Below are 20,448 nucleotides of genomic sequence, written 5' to 3' on the forward strand. Positions count from 1 at the left end.
GCAAGACCCGATATCTCCATCAGGAGAAAACGCAAACGCTCCGGATGGTCCAACGCCTTCGCCAAAACCATCCTCGGTCAAATGCGATAGCCCTGACCGCAAGCTGCTTCGGCCTTGACCGGCAGGGGAATCGCCGCTAGGGGCGCCCCGTTCGAAAGCGGCGGACTTCCACCGGTTTCGAGTCACAACAGCGCTTGAACATTGCTGGCGCGGATGAAGCCTCCGGAGGGTCATGCTGATCCGCCGGGGTCTTTTGCTGTTATCAGGTCGGCCGCTTTTCCGCCGTTTTTGGCGGGTTGGGCCGGAGCTTCATCCACCGCGGTAGAGTAACCGTTCGCTCCGATGGGCGGACACATAAAGGTGAAGCATTCATGCCCACGATCAACCAGCTGGTCCGCAAGGGCCGGACTCCGCAGAAGGTGAAGTCCAAGGTTCCGGCGATGGAAGCGAACCCGCAGAAGCGCGGCGTTTGCACCCGTGTCTACACGACGACCCCGAAAAAGCCGAACTCGGCGCTCCGCAAGGTTGCGAAGGTGCGCCTGACCAACAGCCGCGAAGTCATTACCTACATCCCCGGCGAAGGCCACAACCTCCAGGAACACAGCGTCGTGCTGATCCGCGGCGGCCGTGTGCGCGACCTTCCCGGTGTGCGTTATCACGTCCTGCGCGGCGTGCTCGATACGCAGGGTGTGAAGGACCGCAAGCAGAGCCGTTCGAAGTACGGCGCGAAGCGTCCGAAGTAAGGACCGCTTTTTCGGCTATTTGATCATCCCGCTGCGCGCTGCGCCGGGATGCTGTTGCAAAGGAATATCCCATGGCTCGTCGTCGTCGTCCTGAACGCCGCGAAATCCTGCCCGATCCCCGTTTCGGGGATGTCGTGCTGTCGAAATTCATGAACAGCGTCATGCTGGACGGGAAGAAGTCCGTCGCCGAACGCATCGTCTATGGTGCGCTCGAGTCGGTCGAAGCCCGCGCCAAGAAGGAACCGCTGAGCGTCTTCCACGAAGCGCTGGCGAACATCCGCCCGAACATCGAAGTGCGCAGCCGCCGCGTCGGTGGCGCGACCTATCAGGTCCCCGTCGAGGTTCGACCCGACCGCGCGCAGGCGCTCGCGATCCGCTGGCTGATCGCCGCGGCGCGCAACCGCAGTGAAACCACGATGGCCGCGCGTCTGTCGGGCGAACTGCTCGATGCGTCGAATAACCGCGGCAACGCGGTGAAGAAGCGCGAAGACACGCACCGCATGGCCGAAGCAAACCGCGCTTTCAGTCACTATCGCTGGTAAGCGCCTGCGCGACGCTTCCCCGCGTCTCGTAATCGCAAGGAAACGTCCTATACCGGGGGCGGCCCCCCAAGCCTCCCCCAAAACCCGAGGAAAAAATCATGGCCCGCAGCCATCCGCTCGAACGCTATCGCAATTTCGGTATCATGGCGCACATCGACGCCGGCAAGACCACCACGACCGAGCGCATTCTCTATTACACCGGCAAGTCCTACAAGATCGGCGAAGTGCATGACGGCGCCGCGACAATGGACTGGATGGAACAGGAACAGGAACGCGGCATCACCATCACGTCCGCGGCGACGACCTGTTTCTGGAAGACGGACGAGGGCAATGGTCCTGAGCATCGCCTGAACATCATCGACACCCCCGGCCACGTCGACTTCACCATCGAGGTCGAGCGCTCGCTTCGCGTCCTCGACGGCGCGGTCGCCGCGTTCGACGGCGTTGCCGGCGTCGAGCCCCAGTCGGAAACCGTGTGGCGTCAGGCCGAAAAATACGGTGTGCCGCGCATGTGCTACATCAACAAGCTCGACCGCACCGGCGCGAACTTCTATTACTGCGTGCAGACGATCATCGATCGCCTGGGCGCAACCCCGGCCGTCCTCTATCTGCCGATCGGCGCCGAGAGCGATTTCGTCGGTCTCGTCGACCTCGTCAACGAGCGCGCGATCATCTGGAAGGATGAGAGCTTGGGCGCGGAATTCTTCTATGAAGAAATTCCTGCCGACCTTAAGGACAAGGCCGCCGAATATCGCGAGAAGCTGGTCGAGCTTGCCGTCGAGCAGGACGACGAAGCAATGGAAGCCTATCTGGAAGGCACTCTTCCCGATGTGGCGACGCTGAAGGCGCTGATCCGCAAGGGCACGCTGGCGCAGGCGTTCGTGCCGGTGCTGTGCGGCTCGTCGTTCAAGAACAAGGGCGTGCAGGCGCTTCTCGACGCGGTCGTTGACTATCTGCCGAGCCCGCTCGACATTCCCGACGTGCAGGGCATCAACCCGGCGAACGATGAGCCCGACACGCGCGCGACGTCGGACTCGGCGCCGCTGTCGCTTCTGGCGTTCAAGATCATGAACGACCCGTTCGTCGGCTCGCTGACCTTCGCACGCATCTATTCGGGCACCCTCACCAAGGGCAGCTATCTGAACTCGGTGAAGGACAAGCGCGAGAAGATCGGCCGCATGCTCCTGATGCACGCGAACAGCCGCGAGGACATCGAGGAGGCCTATGCGGGTGACATCGTCGCGCTTGCTGGCCTCAAGGAAACCACGACCGGGGACACGCTCTGCGCGACCAACGCGCCGATCATCCTTGAGCGCATGGAATTCCCCGAGCCGGTGATCGAGCTGTCGGTCGAACCCAAGACCAAGGCCGACCAGGAGAAGATGGGCATCGCGCTCAACCGCCTCGCTGCCGAGGACCCCTCGTTCCGCGTTTCGACCGACCATGAATCGGGCCAGACGATCATCAAGGGCATGGGCGAGCTTCACCTCGACATCCTCGTCGACCGCATGAAGCGGGAGTTCAAGGTCGAGGCGAATGTCGGTGCGCCGCAGGTTGCCTATCGCGAGTCGCTCGCGAAGCCTGTCGATGTCGACTACACCCACAAGAAGCAGTCGGGCGGTTCCGGCCAGTTCGGCCGCGTCAAGGTCAGCGTGTCGCCTGGCGAGCGCGGTTCGGGCATCACCTTCATCGACGAGATCAAGGGCGGTAACATTCCGCGCGAATATATCCCCTCGGTCGAAAAGGGCATGCGCGAAGCGGCTGAGAATGGTCATATGATCGGCTTCCCGATCATCGACTTCGAGATCCGCCTGACGGACGGTGCGTACCACGACGTTGACTCGTCGGCGCTGGCGTTCGAAATCGCGGGCCGTGCGGCGATGCGCGAAGTGGCGGCGAAGGCCGGCATCAAGCTGCTCGAGCCGGTGATGAAGGTCGAGGTCGTCACCCCTGAGGAGTTCATGGGCGACGTGATCGGCGACCTCAACAGCCGCCGCGGGCAGATCCAGGGCACCGACAGCCGTGGTAACGCCCAGGTGGTTGAGGCGATGGTCCCGCTTGCCAATATGTTCGGTTACGTCAATCAGCTGCGCTCGTTTACCCAGGGCCGCGCGCAGTACACGATGCAGTTCTCGCACTATGAAGAAGTACCGAACAACGTGGCCGAAGAAGTGAAGGCCAAGATGGCCTGATGGACCAAAGCCGCGCGGACTTGTGCCGCGCGGCTTAGGCCGGAACGAGCGCGGACTTGCACCGCGCGCCAAGAGCGATTAAGGGCGGCGCCTGATTCAGCAGGGCTCGTCCACGACTGATCAACCCAAACATCGAACAAGAAGGTTCAAGAACATGGCTAAGGCTAAATTTGAGCGGACGAAGCCGCACTGCAACATCGGTACCATCGGTCACGTCGACCACGGCAAGACCTCGCTGACTGCGGCGATCTCGAAGGTCCTTTCGGAAATGCAGGGCGGCACCGCCGTCGATTTCGCGAACATTGACAAGGCCCCCGAGGAGCGCGAGCGCGGCATCACCATCTCGACCGCGCACATCGAATATGAAACCGATGCGCGCCACTATGCGCACGTCGACTGCCCGGGCCACGCCGACTATGTGAAGAACATGATCACCGGCGCCGCCCAGATGGACGGTGCGATCCTCGTCGTGTCGGCCGCTGACGGCCCGATGCCGCAGACCAAGGAGCACATTCTGCTCGCGAAGCAGGTCGGCGTTCCGACCATGGTCGTATTCCTCAACAAGGTCGACCAGCTCGACGACCCCGAGCTGCTCGAGCTCGTCGAACTCGAAATCCGCGAAGAGCTTTCGAAGCGCGACTTCGACGGCGACAATATTCCGATCATCGCGGGTTCGGCTCTCGCTGCCCTCGAAGGCCGCGACGACAACATCGGCAAGGAAGCCATCCTGAAGCTGATGGAAGCCGTCGACAGCTGGATTCCGCAGCCTGAGCGTCCGCTTGACAAGCCCTTCCTGATGCCGATCGAGGACGTGTTCTCGATCTCGGGTCGCGGCACCGTCGTCACCGGCCGTGTCGAAACCGGCGTGATCAAGGTTGGTGAAGAAGTCGAGATCGTCGGCATCAAGGACACCAAGAAGACCGTCGTCACCGGCGTCGAAATGTTCCGCAAGCTGCTCGACCAGGGCGAAGCCGGCGACAACATCGGTGCGCTGATCCGCGGCGTCGGCCGTGAGGAAGTCGAGCGTGGCCAGGTTCTCGCCAAGCCCGGCTCGATCACGCCGCACACCGAATTCACCTCGGAAGTCTACGTCCTGTCGAAGGATGAGGGCGGTCGTCACACGCCGTTCTTTGCGAACTATCGTCCGCAGTTCTACTTCCGCACCACGGACGTCACCGGCGAGGTTGTCCTCCCCGAGGGCACCGAAATGGTCATGCCGGGCGACAACGTCCAGCTGTCGGTCAAGCTGATCGCTCCGATCGCCATGGACCAGGGCCTGCGCTTCGCGATTCGCGAAGGTGGCCGCACGGTCGGCGCAGGGGTTGTCGCCTCGATCACAAAGTAATATAGGGCCGCGAGCCGCGCGATTCGGTTGAGTCGCGCGGCTCGTAGCTTTTAAGGAATTTTGATGGCCTCACCGGCCTCCCTGCGGGGGTCGGGACAGGCCATTTCGGCTCTTTCGCATCGTCAGACGGGATTCGACTGGAACAGTCATGGAAACGCAGAATATTCGCATTCGCCTGAAGGCCTTTGATCACCGCGTGCTCGATCAGGCCACGACCGACATCGCCGACACGGCGCGTCGCACGGGCGCTCTCATTCGCGGTCCGATCCCGCTGCCGACGCGCATCGAGAAATTCACCGTGAACCGCGGTCCGCATGTCGACAAGAAGTCGCGCGAGCAGTTCGAGGTGCGAACCCACAAGCGGCTGCTCGACATTGTGCAGCCCACCCCGCAGACGGTCGATGCGCTAATGAAGCTAGACCTCGCCGCGGGTGTAAATGTCGAGATCAAGTTGGCCTGAGCCAACACAGCCCCGGATCTGATCCGGGGTCTCTATCGGCCAGACGCTTCGGCGATGGCACCAGTCCGGAACGATCCGGACCGACGATAGGGTGGATACCGCCGGACCGCCCCAACGCGGGCATGATGGTCCGGGCTGCGTCCCCCGTCTCGCCGTCAACCCATCGGGAAGGCGGCACCTCAGCCCGGACGGGGCGATGCATCGAAATTATGGGCTGGGAGGGTTCCGGCGGGGCATGCCCCGATGGGTCCCGCAAGCCGTGCGGATGGTCCGCCCGGCCTCTGTTGAGGAGTGAAGATCATGCGCACTGGCGTGATCGCGAAGAAAATGGGGATGACCCGCCTGTTTCAGGACGACGGCCGCCATGTGCCCGTCACCGTCCTGAGCCTCGAAGGCTGCCAGGTCGTCTCCGTGCGCGATAAGGAACGCGACGGCTATGTGGCCGTCCAGCTCGGGGCCGGTACGGCCAAGGCGAAGAATGTGGCAAAGCCGCAGCGCGGTGCCTTTGGCAAGGCTGAAGTCGAACCCAAGGCCAAGCTTGTGGAATTCCGCGTCGCCGACGATGCGACGCTCGATGTGGGCGCTGAACTGTCGGCCGACCATTTCGTCGCTGGCCAGATCGTCGACATCCAGGGTGTGACGCAGGGCAAGGGCTTTGCCGGTGCGATGAAGCGCTGGGGCTTCGGCGGTATGCGCGCATCCCACGGCGTCTCGATCAGCCACCGTGCGCACGGTTCGACGGGTAACCGCCAGGATCCGGGCCGCGTCTTCAAGAACAAGAAGATGGCTGGCCATATGGGCGCCCGCAATCGCACCCAGCAGAATCTCGAAGTCGTCCGCACCGACGCCGAGCGCGGTCTTCTCTTCGTCAAGGGCTCGGTCCCGGGTTCGAAGGGTGGCTGGCTGCTCGTTCGCGATGCGGTGAAGCTCCCGCGCCACCCCGAGGCCCCCTATCCGGCGGGCGTCAAGAGCGCGGCCAACACCAACACCGCCCCGGCTGACGCGCCGGTCGAAACGCCGGCCGAAGACGCCGTCGTCGACACCGTGGCCACCGACGGCGCACAGGAGTCCTGATCATGAAGGTCAAGGTTCAGACCCTCGATGGCAAGGCTGGCGCCGACATCGATTTGAGCGATGACGTCTTTGGCGTCGATCCGCGTGCCGACATCCTGCACCGCGTTGTCGCGTGGCAGCTTGAGAAGCGGCGCGGTCCCGCCCGTGCCGCGCGCGAGCGCAGCGACGTCGCGCGCACCGGCAAGAAGTTCGGTCGTCAGAAGGGTGGCGGTACGGCTCGTCACGGCGACCGCAAGGCGCCGATCTTCATCGGCGGCGGCAAGGCGCACGGTCCCCGGGCCCGCACCTTCGGCCACTCGCTGAACAAGAAGATCCGCACTCTCGGCCTCAAGATGGCGCTGAGCGACAAGGCGAAGGGCGGCAAGCTCGTCGTCCTCGACACGCTCGAGCTCAAGGATGCCAAGACCAAGGCGCTCGCGGGCAAGCTCGGCAAGCTGGAGCTTGGCGGTCGGGCGCTTTTCATCGATGGCGACGCGGTTCATGCCAGCTTCGCTCAGGCGTCGGCTAACATCGTCGGCGTCGATGCGCTGCCCGCGATCGGTGCCAACGTCTACGACATCATCCGTGCCGACACGCTGGTCCTGACCCGCGCGGCGGTCGAAAAGCTGGAGGCACGCTGCAATGGCTAAGGCAAAGACGGTCGACGCGCGTCACTATGACGTGATCCTCGCTCCGGTGATCACCGAAAAGTCGACGATGCTCAGCGAAAACAACGCGGTGGTGTTCAAGGTCGCGAACGATGCGACCAAGCCCGCCATCAAGGCCGCCGTCGAGGCGCTGTTCGATGTCAAGGTGGTTGGCGTGAATACGCTCGTCACCAAGGGCAAGACCAAGCGCTGGAAGGGCAAGCCCTACACTCGCAGCGACGTGAAGAAGGCGATTGTTCGCCTGGCCGAAGGCCAGTCGATCGACGTCACCACGGGCGTCTGAGCGTCAGGGGAAGGCAGAGAAAATGGCACTCAAACATTATAACCCGACCAGCCCCGCGCAGCGCGGCCTGATCCTCGTCGACAAGTCGTCGCTGTGGAAGGGCAAGCCCGTCAAGGCGCTGACCGAAGGCAAGCGCAAGACCGGTGGCCGCAACAACAAGGGCCATGTGACCTCGCGCGGGATCGCCGGCGGCCACAAGCAGAAGTACCGCTTCATCGACTTCAAGCGTCGCAAGTGGGACATGCCGGCCACCGTCGAGCGTCTGGAATATGACCCCAACCGCACGGCGTTCATCGCCCTGGTCAAATATGAAGACGGTGAACTCGCCTATATCCTGGCGCCGCAGCGCCTGGGCGTCGGCGACACGATCGTCGCGGGCAAGAAGACCGACGTAAAGCCGGGGAATGCGATGGAATTGTCGCAGATGCCCGTCGGGACGATCGTTCACAATATCGAGATGAAGCCGGGCAAGGGCGGGCAGATCGCCCGCTCGGCGGGGACCTATGCGCAGGTCGTCGGTCGTGACCGCGGCCTCGTGATCGTGCGCCTCGGTTCGGGCGAACAGCGCTACATTCGCGGCGAGTGCATGGGCACGGTCGGCGCGGTGTCGAACCCCGACAACCAGAACACCAATCTGGGCAAGGCGGGTCGTAACCGCTGGCTCGGCAAGCGCCCGCTGACCCGCGGCGTTGCGAAGAACCCGGTCGACCACCCGCACGGCGGCGGTGAAGGCCGCACCTCGGGCGGCCGTCACCCGGTTACTCCGTGGGGCAAGCCGACCAAGGGCGCCCGGACCCGTCACAACAAGTCGACCGACAAGATGATCATCCGGTCGCGTCACGCGAAGAAGAAGAGGTAAGCCATGGCTCGCTCGGTCTGGAAGGGTCCGTTCGTGGACCTTCATCTCCTCAAGAAAGCCGAAACGGCCCAGGACGGCGGCAGCTCTGCCCCGATCAAGACCTGGTCGCGCCGGTCCACTATCCTGCCGCAGTTCGTCGGGCTCACCTTCAACGTCTACAACGGCCGCAAGTTCGTGCCGGTGTCGGTCAACGAAGACATGGTCGGCATGAAGCTGGGTGAATTTGCGCCGACGCGCTTCTTCCCCGGCCACGCGGCTGACAAGAAGGGCAAACGCTAATGGGCAAGGAAAAGTCCCCCCGCCGCGTTGCGGACAATGAAGCGCTCTCGGTCGGCACGCAGATCCGCGGCTCGGCTCAGAAGCTGAACCTCGTCGCCGCACTGATCCGCGGCCGCAAGGTCGAAGACGCGATGAACGTCCTCGCCTTCTCGAAGAAGGCGATGGCCGTTGACGTGCGCAAGGTTCTCGCAAGCGCGATCGCGAATGCCGAGAACAACCACAATCTCGACGTTGACGCACTCGTCGTCAAGGAAGCGAGCGTGGGCAAGTCGATCTCGATGAAGCGCTGGCACGCGCGTGGCCGCGGCAAGTCGACCCGGATCGTCAAGCCGTTCAGCCGCATCCGCATCGTCGTGCGCGAACAGGAAGAAGAGGCGTAAGATGGGCCAGAAGAGCAATCCGATCGGCCTGCGCCTGCAGGTCAACCGCACCTGGGACAGCCGCTGGTTCGCCGAGGGCCAGGACTATGGGCGCATGTTGGTCGAGGATCTGAAGATCCGCAAATATGTGTTCAAGACGCTGCCGCAGGCCGCGATCTCGAAGGTCGTGATCGAGCGTCCCGCGAAGCTGTGCCGCGTGTCGATCTATGCTGCCCGTCCGGGCGTCATCATCGGCAAGAAGGGCGCCGACATCGAAAAGCTGCGCAAGACGCTGGGCGAGATGACGGGCAGCGACGTGTCGCTGAACATCGTCGAGATCCGCAAGCCCGAGGTTGACGCGAAGCTCGTCGGCCAGGGTATTGCTGACCAGCTCGAACGCCGCGTCGCATTCCGCCGCGCGATGAAGCGTGCGGTGCAGTCGGCGATGCGTCTCGGCGCTGAGGGGATCCGCATCAACTGCGCCGGCCGTCTCGGCGGCGCGGAGATCGCGCGCACAGAATGGTACCGCGAAGGCCGCGTGCCACTCCACACCCTGCGCGCCAATGTCGACTATGCCGAGGCCGAAGCCCACACCGCCTATGGCGTGTGCGGGATCAAGGTCTGGATCTTCAAGGGCGAAATCCTGGGTCATGACCCGATGGCGACCGACCGGCTGATGCTCGACGCGCAGACGTCGGGTGTGCGCCCGGCGCGCGATGATCGCCGCTAAGGACTGCTGACATGCTGCAACCGAAAAAAACCAAGTTCCGCAAGGCCTTCAAGGGCCGCATCCACGGCAACGCCAAGGGCGGTACGGCGCTGAACTTCGGCTCCTACGGGCTGAAGGCGCTCGAGCCCGAGCGCATCACCGCGCGCCAGATCGAGGCGGCCCGTCGCGCGATCAGCCGCGCTATCAAGCGCCAGGGCCGTTTGTGGATCCGCGTATTCCCCGACGTCCCCGTGTCGTCGAAGCCTGCCGAAGTCCGTATGGGTAAGGGCAAGGGTTCGCCGGAATTCTGGGCCGCTCGCGTGAAGCCGGGCCGCATTCTGTTCGAGCTCGACGGCGTTCCCGGCCCGGTGGCCGCGCTGGCGTTCGAGCGTGCGGCCATGAAGCTGCCGATCAAGACGAAGGTCGTCGCCCGCCTCGGCGACACCTCGCACCTGGAGGGTTGAGGGCCATGGCCAAGACCGAAGATTTCAAGGCGAAGACCGACGACCAGCTGGCCGTCGAACTTGGCGAACTGAAGCGCGAAGCATTCAACCTTCGCTTCCAGGCCGCAACCGGCCAGCTCGAAAAGCCGTCGCGGGTCAAGGAAGTGCGGCGTTCGATCGCCCGCATCAAGACCGTGCAGACCGAGCGTGCGCGCTCGGCCGCGAAGTAAGGAGACACGTCATGCCGAAGCGCATTCTGACCGGCACGGTGGTGTCCGACAAGGGCGACAAGACCGTTGTGGTGAAGGTCGAACGGAAGGTGAAGCACCCTCTGTATGGCAAGATCATCCGCCGCTCGAAGAAATATCACGCCCATGATGAGGACAACAGCTTCAAGGCTGGCGAAATTGTCCGCATCGAAGAAACGCGTCCGATCTCGAAGCTGAAGACCTGGAAGGTGCTCGACAAGGTCGACACTCACAGCAAGCCGGCGGGCGCCGCCGCTCCCGCCGCGGCCGAAGGTTGACAGACGTTCACGGAACCGCCGGGGCATCCCGGTAGGCCAAACAAGAAGGAAATGCATCGATGATCCAGATGCAGTCACAATTGGAAGTCGCCGACAACAGTGGCGCGAAGCGCGTCCAGTGCATCAAGGTGCTGGGCGGGTCGAAGCGCCGCACTGCCGGCGTCGGCGACGTCATCGTCGTATCGATCAAGGAAGCGCAGCCGCGCGGCAAGGTGAAGAAGGGCGACGTGCATCGCGCCGTGATCGTCCGCACCGCGAAGGATGTACGCCGCGCCGATGGTTCGGTCATCCGTTTCGACAGCAACGCCGCGGTGCTCGTCAACAAGAACGAGGAGCCGATCGGCACCCGTATCTTTGGCCCTGTCGTCCGCGAACTGCGCGGGAAGGGCTATATGAAGATCATCAGCCTGGCTCCGGAGGTGCTCTGACCATGGCGAACAAGATCAAGAAGGGCGACACCGTCGTCGTCCTGTCCGGCAAGGACAAGGGCAAGACCGGCGAAGTGACGCAGAGCCTGCCGAAGGAAGGCAAGCTTGTCGTCGCGGGCGTCAACATCATCACGCGCCACCGCAAGCCGACCCAGCAGAATCCGCAGGGCGGGCTCGAGCGCAAGGAGGCGCCGCTGTTCGCGAGCAAGGTTGCGCTGGCCGATCCCAAGACCGGCAAGCCCACGCGCGTCCGCTTTGAAACCAAGGACGGCAAGAAGGTCCGCGTGGCCGTGAAGTCCGGGGAGACGATCAATGGCTGACAAATATACCCCGCGCATGCGCAAGCTTTATGACGACAAGATCGTCAAGGCGATGACCGAGAAATTCGGTTACAAGAATGCGATGGAAGTGCCGAAGCTCGAGAAGATCACTCTCAACATGGGCGTGGGCGACGCGGTGCAGGACAAGAAGAAGGTCGAGACCGCGGCCGCCGAAATGGAGCTGATCGCGGGCCAGAAGCCCGTCGTGACCAAGGCGAAGAAGTCGATCGCTCAGTTCAAGCTGCGCGAGGGCATGCCGATCGGTTGCAAGGTCACGCTGCGCCGTGAACGCATGTACGAGTTTCTCGACCGGCTGATCACCATTGCGATGCCGCGCATCCGCGACTTCCGCGGCGTGTCGGCGACGAGCTTCGACGGTCGTGGCAACTATGCCATGGGCCTGAAAGAGCAGATCATCTTCCCCGAGATCAACTATGACCGCATCGACACGGTGCGCGGCATGGACGTGATCGTCACCACCACCGCTCGCACCGACGAAGAGGCCCGCGAACTGCTCCGGCTGTTCGGCTTCCCCTTCCCGATCGAAGCGCAGGAAAAGGAAGCCGCCTGATCCCCGCGCGGGACCAGGCAGGCTCTTTCAACAAGGAAAGAGAACTTAAGTCATGGCGAAACTGAGTTCGGTGAACAAGAACGAGCGTCGCAAGAAGCTGGTGAAGAAATATGCCGGCCGTTATGCGAAGCTGAAGGCGATTGCGGCAGATACGTCGCTCGACGATAGCGAGCGTCTCATCGCGCGCCTCAAGATGGCGGAAATTCCGCGCAACGGCAACCCGACCCGCATCCGCAACCGGTGCGAGCTGACGGGCCGTCCGCGCGCCTATTATCGCAAATTCCGGCTGTGCCGTATCCAGCTCCGCGATCTGGCCAACAAGGGCTTGATCCCCGGTGTTGTGAAGTCGAGCTGGTAAGGGACTTAACAGATGGCAATGACCGATCCCCTGGGTGACATGCTCACCCGCATCCGCAACGGCCAGCAGGCGAAGAAGGACAGCGTCCTGACGCCGGCTTCGACGCTGCGTGTCCGCGTTCTCGATGTTCTTCAGCGCGAAGGCTATATCCGCGGCTATAGCGAAGAAGCGCTGGGCTCGAAGGGCCAGCACAAGGGCATCCGTATCGAGCTCAAATATTTCGAGGGTCAGCCGGCGATCCGCCACGTGGCCCGCGTCTCGAAGCCGGGACGCCGCGTCTATTCGGGGTCGAAGGACCTGCCGATCGTGCGCAACGGCCTCGGCATCACCATCGTGTCGACTCCGCGCGGGGTTCTCTCGGACGCCGAAGCCCGCGAACATAATGTCGGCGGCGAAGTGCTGGCGGAGGTGTTCTGATGTCCCGCATTGGTAAAAAGGCAGTGGAGATCCCGAGCGGCGTCAGCGCCGCGATCGACGGCGGACAGCTGTCGGTCAAGGGGCCCAAGGGCACGCTTTCGATGCCGCTTTCCGACAACATCAAATATGATGTTGCCGAAGGCAGCATCTCGATCCAGCCCGCGAACGACAGCCGCGAAGCGCGTGCTTTCTGGGGCATGCAGCGCACACTGGTTCAGAACTTGGTCACGGGTGTGACCGAGGGCTTCACCAAGGTGCTCGAGATCACCGGTGTCGGCTATCGCGCTAACGCGCAGGGGAAAAATCTGAAGCTGCAGCTCGGCTACAGCCACGATGTCGATTTCGCGGTGCCCGAGGGCATCGAGATCAAGACGCCGGACAATACGACGATCGAGATCAGTGGCATCGACAAGCAGAAGGTCGGCCAGGTCGCGGCGGAAATCCGTCGTTGGCGCAAGCCTGAACCCTATAAGGGCAAGGGCATCAAATATCGCGGCGAGTACATCTTCCGCAAAGAAGGCAAGAAGAAGTAAGCCATGGCACATCTTACCCCTTTCCAGAAGCGGCGCCAGCGCGTCCGCACCGCGCTCCGTCAGCGTGCCGCAGGGCGTCCGCGCCTGTCGGTGCACCGTTCGGGCCGTCACATCTATGCGCAGCTCATCGATGACGCCGCCGGCGCGACGCTGGTCGCGGCCTCGACGCTCGACAAGGATGTGCGCGGCAAGTCCGGTGCGACCACCGCGGCGGCTGCCGACGTCGGCAAGCGCATCGCCGCTGCCGCCAAGAAGGCGGGCGTGACGCAGGTCGTATTCGACCGCGGCGGCTTCCTGTTCCACGGGCGCATCAAGGCGCTGGCCGACGCGGCGCGCGAAGGCGGATTGGAGTTCTAATGATGGCAGACGAAGTTCAGAACGCCGAAGGCGCCCCCGAGGCGACCGAAAACACCGGTGGTCCCCGCCGTGGCCGTGGCGGCCGCGACGGTGGTCGCGGGGGTCGTGACGGTGGCCGTGGCCGCCGCGACGACCGGCGCCCGCGCGACGAGGATGGCGGCGAAGAGCTGATTGAAAAGCTCGTGCACATCAACCGCGTCTCGAAGACGGTGAAGGGCGGTAAGCGCTTTGGTTTCGCCGCGCTCGTCGTCGTCGGCGACGGCAAGGGCCGCGCGGGCTTCGGCCACGGCAAGGCGCGCGAGGTTCCCGAGGCAATCTCGAAGGCAACCGCTGCGGCGAAGAAGGCGATGATCCGCGTTCCGCTGCGCGACGGCCGCACGCTGCACCATGACGGCCGCGGTCACTTCGGCGCCGGCAACGTCACCGTCCGTTCGGCGCCTGCAGGGACCGGAATCATCGCCGGTGGCCCGATGCGCGCCGTGTTCGAATCGCTGGGAGTTGCCGACGTGGTGACCAAGTCGGTCGGCACCTCGAACCCCTACAACATGATCCGCGCGACCTTCGAGGCGCTGGGCGAACAGACCAGCCCGAAGTCGGTTGCGCAGCGTCGCGGCAAGAAGGTCTCGGACCTGATCAAGCGCGGCGGTGCATCGGATCGTGCTGCCGAGGCCGAAGCCGCGGCGGTGACGGAGTAAGACAATGGCTGACAAGAAGATCAAGATCCGCCAGATCGGCTCGCCGATCCGTCGTCCCAAGGAGCAGCGCAAGATCCTAACCGGCCTCGGTTTGGGCAAGATGCACCGCGAGGTCGAACTGGTCGACACCCCGGAAGTGCGCGGGATGATCCGCAAGGTTCCGCACATGGTGGAAGTGATCGAGGGCTAAAGGCGGATGAAGCTTTACCGCCTGTTGACGGGTCCCGACGACGCCGCCTTTTGTGCGCGCGTCGAAGGGCTGCTCAACCGGGGGTGGCAGCTTCACGGCAGCCCGTCGATTACCAATGTTGAGGGTCGCGGCTATGTCGCCCAGGCCATCGTGATGGAAAAGGCGGGGCCCTATCCCGGCTTTCAACCGTCGAGTGAAATTGAACCGGACTGATTTCCTTCAGAATCGGTCCCCCGCGCGAACATAGCGAAAGCGAGTGCAAATATGACTATCAAGCTTAACGATCTTCGTGACAATAAGGGCGCCCGCAAGGGCCGGATGCGCGTCGGACGCGGCATCGGTTCGGGCAAGGGTAAAACCGGCGGCCGCGGCCAGAAGGGCCAGAAGAGCCGCTCGGGCGTGTCGATCAACGGCTTCGAAGGCGGCCAGATGCCGCTTCACATGCGCATCCCGAAGCGCGGCTTCAACAACATCTTCGGCAAGGATTTCGCGATCGTGAACCTTGGTCAGATTCAGAAGCTGGTTGATGCGAAGAAGCTCGATCCCAAGGCGACCGTCGACCATGCCGCACTCAAGGCGGCTGGCGTGGCGCGTGGTGGCAAGGACGGTGTCCGCCTCCTCGCCAAGGGCGAACTGACCACCAAGCTGAGCTTCGCTGTCGCCGGCGCATCGAAGGGTGCAATTGCGGCGGTCGAGAAGGCCGGCGGCAAGGTGGAGCTTCCCGCAGCGGCTGCGGAAGAAGCAAAGGCCGAGTAATAGACAAGGGCGGATCCGCGGGGGTCCGCCCTTCGTCATGGGACAGAAGCTATATCCCGTTCGTGGCGAGCGCATTCGGACCGCTCCCGGACAGCGAAAGCCTGAAAGAGCTCTCGACTTCCTGGCGCGAACGGACAATGAAAGCGGGTGTTCTGTACCGATCGACCGCTTATGTAGGGCCTTTCCCCTTGCGCTTCGCGACCGTCGAACGCACATAGGCGCCGGGTCGCGGGGGGCGCGGTCCGGACATTCCTGAGGAAACTACCCATGGCCTCTCGCGCCGACCAGTTTGCATCCAGCCTGAACTTTTCGAAGTTCGGTCAGGCGACCGAGCTCAAGAACCGCATCTGGTTCACGATCGGTGCGCTGATCGTGTTTCGCTTCCTCTCCTACGTGCCGCTGCCTGGCGTCGACCCCGTGGCTCTCTCGCAGCTTTACAGCCAGGCTGCCTCGGGCGGCGTCCTCGACATCTTCAATACATTCTCGGGCGGCAGCCTGGAGCGCATGAGCATTATCGCGCTCGGCGTCATGCCCTATATCACCGCGTCGATCGTCGTGCAGCTCGCAGCGGCGCTGTCGCCGAGCCTCGCTGCCCTCAAGAAAGAGGGCGAGAGCGGCCGCAAGAAACTCAACCAGTATACACGCTATGGCACGGTCGCGCTGACCGCGATCCAGGGCTATTTCATCGCCGCCGGACTCGAAACGCTCGGAGCGAGTCAGGGTGTCGCCGCGGTCGTCGACCCGGGTATGCTGTTCCGGATCGGCGCGGTCATCAGCATCGTGGGTGGTACGCTTTTCCTGATGTGGCTCGGTGAGCAGATCACCAGCCGCGGTATCGGCAATGGCGTCTCGCTGATCATCATGGCCGGCATTCTGGCCCAGCTGCCGCGCAGCTTCGCCCAGATGTTCACCCAGGTGCGCGAAGGCTCGATGGGAGGCGGCACAATCCTTGCCGTGGTCGGCGGCGCTGTCGCGATCATCGCCTTTATCGCCTTCATGGAGCTCGCGCAGCGCCGCGTTCTCGTCCAGTATCCGAAGCGCGCGACCCAGCGCGGCGGGATGCAGGCCGACCGCAGCCACCTGCCGCTGAAGGTCAACACCTCGGGGGTCATTCCGCCGATCTTCGCCTCTTCGCTGCTGCTCATGCCGCTCACGGTTACCCAGATGATGGGGCAGAATGTTCAGGGCGATTCGGCCTGGGGTGATTTCCTGATCACGCTCAATCAGTATCTCGCGCATGGCCAGCCGCTTTACATGGCGCTCTATGCCGTCGGGATCATCTTCTTCTGCTTCTTCTACGTTGCCGTTGTCTTCAATCCCGAGGAAACCGCAGACAATCTGAAGCGTCAGAACGGTTTCATTCCTGGCATTCGCCCCGGCAAGAACACGGCCGCCTATCTCGACTTCGTGCTGACGCGTATCACAGTGATCGGGGCGGCTTATCTGGCGCTAATCTGTCTCGTGCCTGAATATTTTATCGCGCAGTCGGGCCTGCCCTTCCAGCTTGGCGGAACCAGCCTGCTGATCATCGTCAACGTCACGATCGATACGATCACGCAGATCCAAAGCCACATGCTCGCGCATCAATATGGCGACCTGATCAAGAAAGCCAAATTGAAGGGTGGCGTTGCGCGGCGCTGACCTGTCGGTTAGGGCCACCTGGACGGAACGGAAAACAGGGGCTTTCATGACGCTGAACATCATTTTGCTGGGCCCGCCGGGGGCGGGCAAGGGAACGCAGGCGTCGCGCCTTGAGGACGAGCATGGCATGGTCCAGCTTTCGACCGGCGATATGCTGCGCGCTGCCGTCAAGGCTGGAACCCCGATCGGCCTGCAGGCCAAGGCGGTGATGGACGCAGGCGAGCTCGTATCGGACGAGATCGTGTCGGGACTGATCGGTGAAAGGCTCGATGCGCTGGGCGGTGACGTGTCGGTGATCTTCGACGGTTATCCGCGTACCGCCGCACAGGCAGAGGCCCTCGACGACATCCTGGCGGCCCGCGGCCGTAAACTTGACCATGTGATCGAGCTGGTCGTCGACGAGGATGCGCTCATCGACCGCATCACGGGCCGCTTCTCCTGCGCGAAGTGCGGGGAAGGCTATCACGATCGCTACAAGCTCCCCACGGTGGCGGACATGTGCGATGTTTGCGGCAGCCAGGAGTTCAAGCGGCGTCCCGACGACAATGCAGAAACAGTGCGCACGCGCATGGCCGAATATCGCGCCAAGACCGCGCCTATCCTGCCGATTTATGACGCGCGCGGGATCGTCACCCGGGTCGACGGCATGGCGCCGATCGACGAGGTCAACGACGCGATCGAAACGGTTCTTGCGACCGCGGGCTGACCGGCGGAGGCATTCGTCTGTCGGCCGGCGGACGGCATGCGGGTCATCCCTGTTGGAACGCGCAGAGAAAGGCGAAACTGCGGGCGCTCGCGCAGTGTTTCGGCGCGCGCGATCGCGGCTCGGCCTGAAAGGCTCAGGGCAAGGCTGGCGGAAATCAGGTTCTGCTTGAGCAAAGGGGACGAATATGAAACGCAAGGCTTCTGTCGCCGGGTTGACGCTTGCGGCCGCGCTGATCGCATTGCCCGCACACACGAAGGTTATCGATCAGAGCGAGATCGGCTTTACCGTCGCCCACAGCGCGCAGGTCGCTGCGACGCCTGAGGAGGTGTGGAACATGCTCCGCACGCCCGAAAAATGGTGGTCGAAAGCCCATAGCTGGTCAGGCGACTCGGCCAATTTCTGGCTCGATTCGCAAGCGGGGGGCTGCTTCTGCGAGAAGCTGCCCGGCGACGGCGGCGCCGTGGGCAGTGTCCAGCATGCGCGGATCATCTTTGCAAAGCCGAACGAGATGATGCGTCTGTCGGGCGCCCTTGGGCCGCTGCAGGGCGAGGCGGTGACCGGAACGCTGACGATCCAGATCAAAAAGACCGATGCAGGCGCTGCGATCCGCTTCGATTATGTCTTGGGTGGCTATATGCGCTTCAAGATCGCCGAACTCGCGCCCGCCGTCGACGAGGTGATCGCCGAGCAGCTTCGCGGTCTCGCAGCAGCGCTCGGCGGCAATCTGCCGGCTGCGCGGGGCGAGAAGGCCCGCGAGGGCTCCCCGGCCGGCGCAACCGACGAACGCCCGGAGCCTGAAAAGTCCGAACCGGGCCTCGACGACGCGATGGCCGATCTGCTGAGCGACGCCGCCGCGACGGGCGCCGACCGCGCCGAACGGCCCCGCTAAGCGTCTTTGTCTCGCAGCGCTGCGAGCGCTGCGAAGGGACCTGCCTGCTCCTCGCTGAGCACGCCCTTTTCGGCGAGAATGCGGTCGGCGTCAGGGTGGCGCGGAAAGGGGTCGAGCGCGAGCGACAGGGTCTGCACCGCCGCTTCGCCGAGGTCCGTGCGGTCCCCGTCGAGCGGCAATATGTCGCAATCGGCGCTGTCGATTTCGACCTCCTCCTCGCCGCTCACCTCGGCTACGGCGTCGCGGAGAAAGCGCAGGTCGAAATCCTCGGCAATCGCCGCGGGCACCGGCAGGTCGGTCGCGGCGCAGCGCTGGACTGCGTCGGCAGCTATAGACCCCGTCGCTGCGATACCGCCTGCGACTGCGCGCACTTGGGCGGTCAGCACGAAGCGATCAAGCTGGACGAGGCCCAGCCGCGCCGCAATTCGGGCGCGCGCCTCGGTGTTTGCTTCGATCGCAATCCGCCGGCCCTGCGCTGCGTCAGCGAGAGTCACAATATAGGGGAATTCGGACGGTATCATGCGCGGGCTCCCGGGAGCTGGTCGGCGGCGATCAACGCCTCGACGGGCAGGGCGGCGAGCGCGGCGCGCAGCGCGGCCACCTCGTTGGCGACATGGTCGAGTGCGCCGTCTGCGGGCGGCTTGCCGCGCCAAAGATTGCGCACCAGCGCCGCGCGCAGTTCGTCCGACCCGTCGGGTGCACGATAGACGCCGAGCCGGCCGCCGAGCGCGCCGACCATCCGTCCGACCTGCTTTCCGACCACCATGTCGCCAAAGCCGATCTGGCGCATCTGCCCGTCCATGTCGGATACGAAAAGTTCGGTCAGCTGGACCCCGGCGAGCGTCTGGCCGGGATCGTCGTCGATGCGCAGGAGGACGAGTGCGAGGATAAGACTGACCATGTCGAACCGTCCGTCGAGCGTGTCGGGAACCTCGCCTTCCTCGTACCAGTGCGGCGCGCGGGCGGCGGCGACCACGGCGTTCCAGAGCGGGCGGCGCACTTCGCGCGGGTCGGGGCCGGGACGGAACAGCTTGCGTAGCGAAATCATGATGCGTCGCTTAGGCCCAATCGCGCGCGGCGGAAAGGGGGAGCTGGCGTCGGCTCCGGTCAGCTTCCAGCAAGCTTTGCCTGCCCACAAGCGGCTTGTGCGCCCTGCCCGCTTGCGGTTAAGAGGCGCGTGACATGCGCAGCGACTGCTGCCGGCCGCCGGGGCGGGCGGCCAGGGCGAGGCCAGGCAGGGCCTGCGCGACGGAGAAGATCGAATGCCCAATGCCACGTCTGTTTTTGCCCCCCAGCGCCTGTCTCTGGTCACCGCCGGGCTGATCGTGGCGCTCGCCGTCAGTGGCTGCACCCAGCTTCGCGGGCGGCAAGGTTATGTCGTCGATCCGGTCCTCACCGCTGCGATTGCGCCGGGTGTCGACAACCGCGAATCGGTCGAAAAGACGCTGGGCCGCCCGACCTTCGTCGGCCAGTTCAGCGACAATGAATATTATTATGTCTCGCGCGAGACGCGCCAGCTCGCCTTCGCCAATCCGCGCCCCGTTTCGCAGCAGGTGCTGCGCGTCCGCTTCGATCCCGCCGGCAATGTCGTCGCCGTGGACAAGACCGGTCTGGAACTGGTGAGCAAGATAAGCCCGGAAGGCGACAAGACGCCGACCCTTGGCCGTCATCGCAGCTTCTTTGACGACATCTTCGGCAATATTGGCGCGGTGGGCGCTGCCGGCATGGGCGGGAATACCGGCGGCAATACAGGCCCGTAGCGGCTCGACGCCTCCGCTTTCGCGGGCACAGCTTTGTTATAACTCGCTTGCAGTGTCCATCTGAGATTGTAGTGGTCATCTAGCCAGATGCATGGCACGCCGGTTTTCGCCGATAGAAATCGCTGAAGAGTGCCGGCATATAGCGATCATGGGCACCAATATGCGTATTGGTCATGCGTTCCGCAGCCGTCAGCCCCAATCGCAGAAAGCGATTCCAGTCGATCGCATCGAGCAACCGTTCGATTGGTCAGCTAGCCGCTCTTATTCGTGACGATGTTGTTCTTGGGGAAGATCAATCGTTGGCGGCAGCGGGCGTTTGAGCAGGCCGAGTGCCTCCGCTGCGTCTATTTCATCGCGTGGGATCGA

At 63.7% G+C, this 20,448-nt stretch carries 32 protein-coding genes; 30 read left to right on the plus strand and 2 right to left on the minus strand.

All coding sequences use genetic code 11. The features are described 5' to 3' along the window. Positions 1 to 371 precede the first annotated feature (371 nt). From rpsL to B5X69_RS18440, 29 genes are all read left to right on the plus strand, one after another. Positions 372 to 743: a 30S ribosomal protein S12 gene (gene rpsL, locus B5X69_RS18300; protein ID WP_053555852.1), complete on the plus strand. Its 372-nt coding sequence runs from the start codon at positions 372 to 374 to the stop codon at positions 741 to 743. 71 nt (positions 744 to 814) lie between these two features. Then, on the plus strand, positions 815 to 1,285 hold the full coding sequence (rpsG, locus tag B5X69_RS18305) for a 30S ribosomal protein S7 (RefSeq protein ID WP_053555853.1): 471 nt from the start codon (positions 815 to 817) through the stop codon (positions 1,283 to 1,285). 98 nt (positions 1,286 to 1,383) lie between these two features. Beyond that, positions 1,384 to 3,477, plus strand: a complete 2,094-nt coding sequence (fusA, locus tag B5X69_RS18310; RefSeq protein ID WP_079640005.1) for an elongation factor G — start codon at positions 1,384 to 1,386, stop codon at positions 3,475 to 3,477. Positions 3,478 to 3,631: 154 nt separating this feature from the next. Further along, positions 3,632 to 4,822 carry an elongation factor Tu gene (gene tuf, locus B5X69_RS18315; protein WP_079640006.1) on the plus strand — a complete coding sequence of 397 codons (1,191 nt, stop codon included), beginning with the start codon at positions 3,632 to 3,634 and terminating at the stop codon, positions 4,820 to 4,822. Positions 4,823 to 4,970: 148 nt separating this feature from the next. After that, positions 4,971 to 5,282: a 30S ribosomal protein S10 gene (gene rpsJ, locus B5X69_RS18320; RefSeq protein ID WP_003042199.1), complete on the plus strand. Its 312-nt coding sequence runs from the start codon at positions 4,971 to 4,973 to the stop codon at positions 5,280 to 5,282. 300 nt (positions 5,283 to 5,582) lie between these two features. Continuing rightward, the gene (gene rplC, locus B5X69_RS18325; RefSeq protein ID WP_079640021.1) at positions 5,583 to 6,356 is read left to right on the plus strand and encodes a 50S ribosomal protein L3; all 774 of its coding nucleotides are present in this window, start codon (positions 5,583 to 5,585) and stop codon (positions 6,354 to 6,356) included. A 2-nt stretch (positions 6,357 to 6,358) separates the two neighbouring features. After that, the gene (rplD, locus tag B5X69_RS18330; RefSeq protein WP_079640007.1) at positions 6,359 to 6,985 is read left to right on the plus strand and encodes a 50S ribosomal protein L4; all 627 of its coding nucleotides are present in this window, start codon (positions 6,359 to 6,361) and stop codon (positions 6,983 to 6,985) included. Continuing rightward, complete coding sequence (locus B5X69_RS18335) at positions 6,978 to 7,286, plus strand: 50S ribosomal protein L23 (protein ID WP_079640008.1); 309 nt, start codon at positions 6,978 to 6,980, stop codon at positions 7,284 to 7,286. The genes rplD and B5X69_RS18335 overlap by 8 nt, the downstream gene beginning before the upstream one ends. 22 nt (positions 7,287 to 7,308) lie before the next feature. Continuing rightward, positions 7,309 to 8,145 carry a 50S ribosomal protein L2 gene (gene rplB / locus B5X69_RS18340; RefSeq protein WP_079640009.1) on the plus strand — a complete coding sequence of 279 codons (837 nt, stop codon included), beginning with the start codon at positions 7,309 to 7,311 and terminating at the stop codon, positions 8,143 to 8,145. Between the two features lie 3 nt (positions 8,146 to 8,148). Beyond that, entirely contained in the window at positions 8,149 to 8,424 is a 276-nt protein-coding gene (gene rpsS / locus B5X69_RS18345; RefSeq protein WP_037556370.1) for a 30S ribosomal protein S19, read from the plus strand. Next, positions 8,424 to 8,804, plus strand: a complete 381-nt coding sequence (rplV, locus tag B5X69_RS18350) for a 50S ribosomal protein L22 (RefSeq protein ID WP_053555860.1) — start codon at positions 8,424 to 8,426, stop codon at positions 8,802 to 8,804. The genes rpsS and rplV overlap by 1 nt, the downstream gene beginning before the upstream one ends. A gap of 1 nt (position 8,805) precedes the next feature. Further along, a complete protein-coding gene (rpsC, locus tag B5X69_RS18355) occupies positions 8,806 to 9,513 on the plus strand; it encodes a 30S ribosomal protein S3 (RefSeq protein ID WP_053555861.1) in 708 nt (235 codons plus the stop codon). Between the two features lie 11 nt (positions 9,514 to 9,524). Further along, positions 9,525 to 9,956 (plus strand): 50S ribosomal protein L16, encoded by a 432-nt coding sequence (gene rplP / locus B5X69_RS18360; RefSeq protein WP_053555862.1) that lies wholly within the window; start codon positions 9,525 to 9,527, stop codon positions 9,954 to 9,956. A gap of 5 nt (positions 9,957 to 9,961) precedes the next feature. Then, positions 9,962 to 10,165, plus strand: a complete 204-nt coding sequence (gene rpmC, locus B5X69_RS18365) for a 50S ribosomal protein L29 (RefSeq protein WP_053555863.1) — start codon at positions 9,962 to 9,964, stop codon at positions 10,163 to 10,165. 11 nt (positions 10,166 to 10,176) lie between these two features. Further along, positions 10,177 to 10,461, plus strand: a complete 285-nt coding sequence (rpsQ, locus tag B5X69_RS18370; RefSeq protein WP_079640010.1) for a 30S ribosomal protein S17 — start codon at positions 10,177 to 10,179, stop codon at positions 10,459 to 10,461. 59 nt (positions 10,462 to 10,520) lie between these two features. Beyond that, positions 10,521 to 10,889 carry a 50S ribosomal protein L14 gene (rplN, locus tag B5X69_RS18375; protein ID WP_053555865.1) on the plus strand — a complete coding sequence of 123 codons (369 nt, stop codon included), beginning with the start codon at positions 10,521 to 10,523 and terminating at the stop codon, positions 10,887 to 10,889. A gap of 2 nt (positions 10,890 to 10,891) precedes the next feature. Next, positions 10,892 to 11,209, plus strand: coding sequence for a 50S ribosomal protein L24 (gene rplX, locus B5X69_RS18380; RefSeq protein WP_053555866.1), 318 nt, complete (start codon positions 10,892 to 10,894; stop codon positions 11,207 to 11,209). Further along, a complete protein-coding gene (rplE, locus tag B5X69_RS18385; RefSeq protein ID WP_079640011.1) occupies positions 11,202 to 11,780 on the plus strand; it encodes a 50S ribosomal protein L5 in 579 nt (192 codons plus the stop codon). The genes rplX and rplE overlap by 8 nt, the downstream gene beginning before the upstream one ends. A 52-nt stretch (positions 11,781 to 11,832) precedes the next feature. Next, complete coding sequence (gene rpsN / locus B5X69_RS18390) at positions 11,833 to 12,138, plus strand: 30S ribosomal protein S14 (RefSeq protein WP_053555868.1); 306 nt, start codon at positions 11,833 to 11,835, stop codon at positions 12,136 to 12,138. A gap of 12 nt (positions 12,139 to 12,150) precedes the next feature. Further along, on the plus strand, positions 12,151 to 12,555 hold the full coding sequence (gene rpsH, locus B5X69_RS18395; protein WP_053555869.1) for a 30S ribosomal protein S8: 405 nt from the start codon (positions 12,151 to 12,153) through the stop codon (positions 12,553 to 12,555). After that, positions 12,555 to 13,088, plus strand: coding sequence for a 50S ribosomal protein L6 (gene rplF, locus B5X69_RS18400; protein WP_079640012.1), 534 nt, complete (start codon positions 12,555 to 12,557; stop codon positions 13,086 to 13,088). Before rpsH ends, rplF begins: the two co-directional genes overlap by 1 nt. 3 nt (positions 13,089 to 13,091) lie before the next feature. Further along, positions 13,092 to 13,445, plus strand: a complete 354-nt coding sequence (gene rplR, locus B5X69_RS18405) for a 50S ribosomal protein L18 (protein ID WP_053555871.1) — start codon at positions 13,092 to 13,094, stop codon at positions 13,443 to 13,445. Positions 13,446 to 13,447: 2 nt separating this feature from the next. Beyond that, the gene (rpsE, locus tag B5X69_RS18410; protein WP_079640022.1) at positions 13,448 to 14,140 is read left to right on the plus strand and encodes a 30S ribosomal protein S5; all 693 of its coding nucleotides are present in this window, start codon (positions 13,448 to 13,450) and stop codon (positions 14,138 to 14,140) included. Between the two features lie 4 nt (positions 14,141 to 14,144). Beyond that, on the plus strand, positions 14,145 to 14,330 hold the full coding sequence (gene rpmD, locus B5X69_RS18415) for a 50S ribosomal protein L30 (RefSeq protein WP_079640013.1): 186 nt from the start codon (positions 14,145 to 14,147) through the stop codon (positions 14,328 to 14,330). A gap of 6 nt (positions 14,331 to 14,336) precedes the next feature. After that, positions 14,337 to 14,543, plus strand: a complete 207-nt coding sequence (locus B5X69_RS18420; protein ID WP_079640014.1) for a DUF1737 domain-containing protein — start codon at positions 14,337 to 14,339, stop codon at positions 14,541 to 14,543. 57 nt (positions 14,544 to 14,600) lie between these two features. After that, positions 14,601 to 15,086 carry a 50S ribosomal protein L15 gene (gene rplO, locus B5X69_RS18425; protein WP_217699155.1) on the plus strand — a complete coding sequence of 162 codons (486 nt, stop codon included), beginning with the start codon at positions 14,601 to 14,603 and terminating at the stop codon, positions 15,084 to 15,086. Between the two features lie 267 nt (positions 15,087 to 15,353). Then, the gene (gene secY / locus B5X69_RS18430; protein WP_079640016.1) at positions 15,354 to 16,727 is read left to right on the plus strand and encodes a preprotein translocase subunit SecY; all 1,374 of its coding nucleotides are present in this window, start codon (positions 15,354 to 15,356) and stop codon (positions 16,725 to 16,727) included. Positions 16,728 to 16,779: 52 nt separating this feature from the next. Next, positions 16,780 to 17,433, plus strand: a complete 654-nt coding sequence (locus tag B5X69_RS18435; protein WP_079640023.1) for an adenylate kinase — start codon at positions 16,780 to 16,782, stop codon at positions 17,431 to 17,433. A gap of 184 nt (positions 17,434 to 17,617) precedes the next feature. Beyond that, positions 17,618 to 18,322, plus strand: a complete 705-nt coding sequence (locus B5X69_RS18440; RefSeq protein ID WP_079640017.1) for an SRPBCC family protein — start codon at positions 17,618 to 17,620, stop codon at positions 18,320 to 18,322. Here the strand turns inward: B5X69_RS18440 and B5X69_RS18445 are convergent. Then, positions 18,319 to 18,843 carry a YceD family protein gene (locus B5X69_RS18445; protein ID WP_079640018.1) on the minus strand — a complete coding sequence of 175 codons (525 nt, stop codon included), beginning with the start codon at positions 18,841 to 18,843 and terminating at the stop codon, positions 18,319 to 18,321. The two genes, B5X69_RS18440 and B5X69_RS18445, sit on opposite strands and share 4 nt — an antisense overlap. After that, entirely contained in the window at positions 18,840 to 19,370 is a 531-nt protein-coding gene (locus B5X69_RS18450) for a ubiquinol-cytochrome C chaperone family protein (protein ID WP_079640019.1), read from the minus strand. Before B5X69_RS18450 ends, B5X69_RS18445 begins: the two co-directional genes overlap by 4 nt. Before the next feature lie 214 nt (positions 19,371 to 19,584). Between B5X69_RS18450 and B5X69_RS18455 the strand changes: the two genes are divergently transcribed. After that, positions 19,585 to 20,082 (plus strand): outer membrane protein assembly factor BamE, encoded by a 498-nt coding sequence (locus B5X69_RS18455; protein ID WP_079640020.1) that lies wholly within the window; start codon positions 19,585 to 19,587, stop codon positions 20,080 to 20,082. Positions 20,083 to 20,448 lie beyond the last annotated feature (366 nt).

This window comes from Sphingopyxis flava (assembly GCF_900168005.1).
Classification (GTDB): domain Bacteria; phylum Pseudomonadota; class Alphaproteobacteria; order Sphingomonadales; family Sphingomonadaceae; genus Sphingopyxis; species Sphingopyxis flava.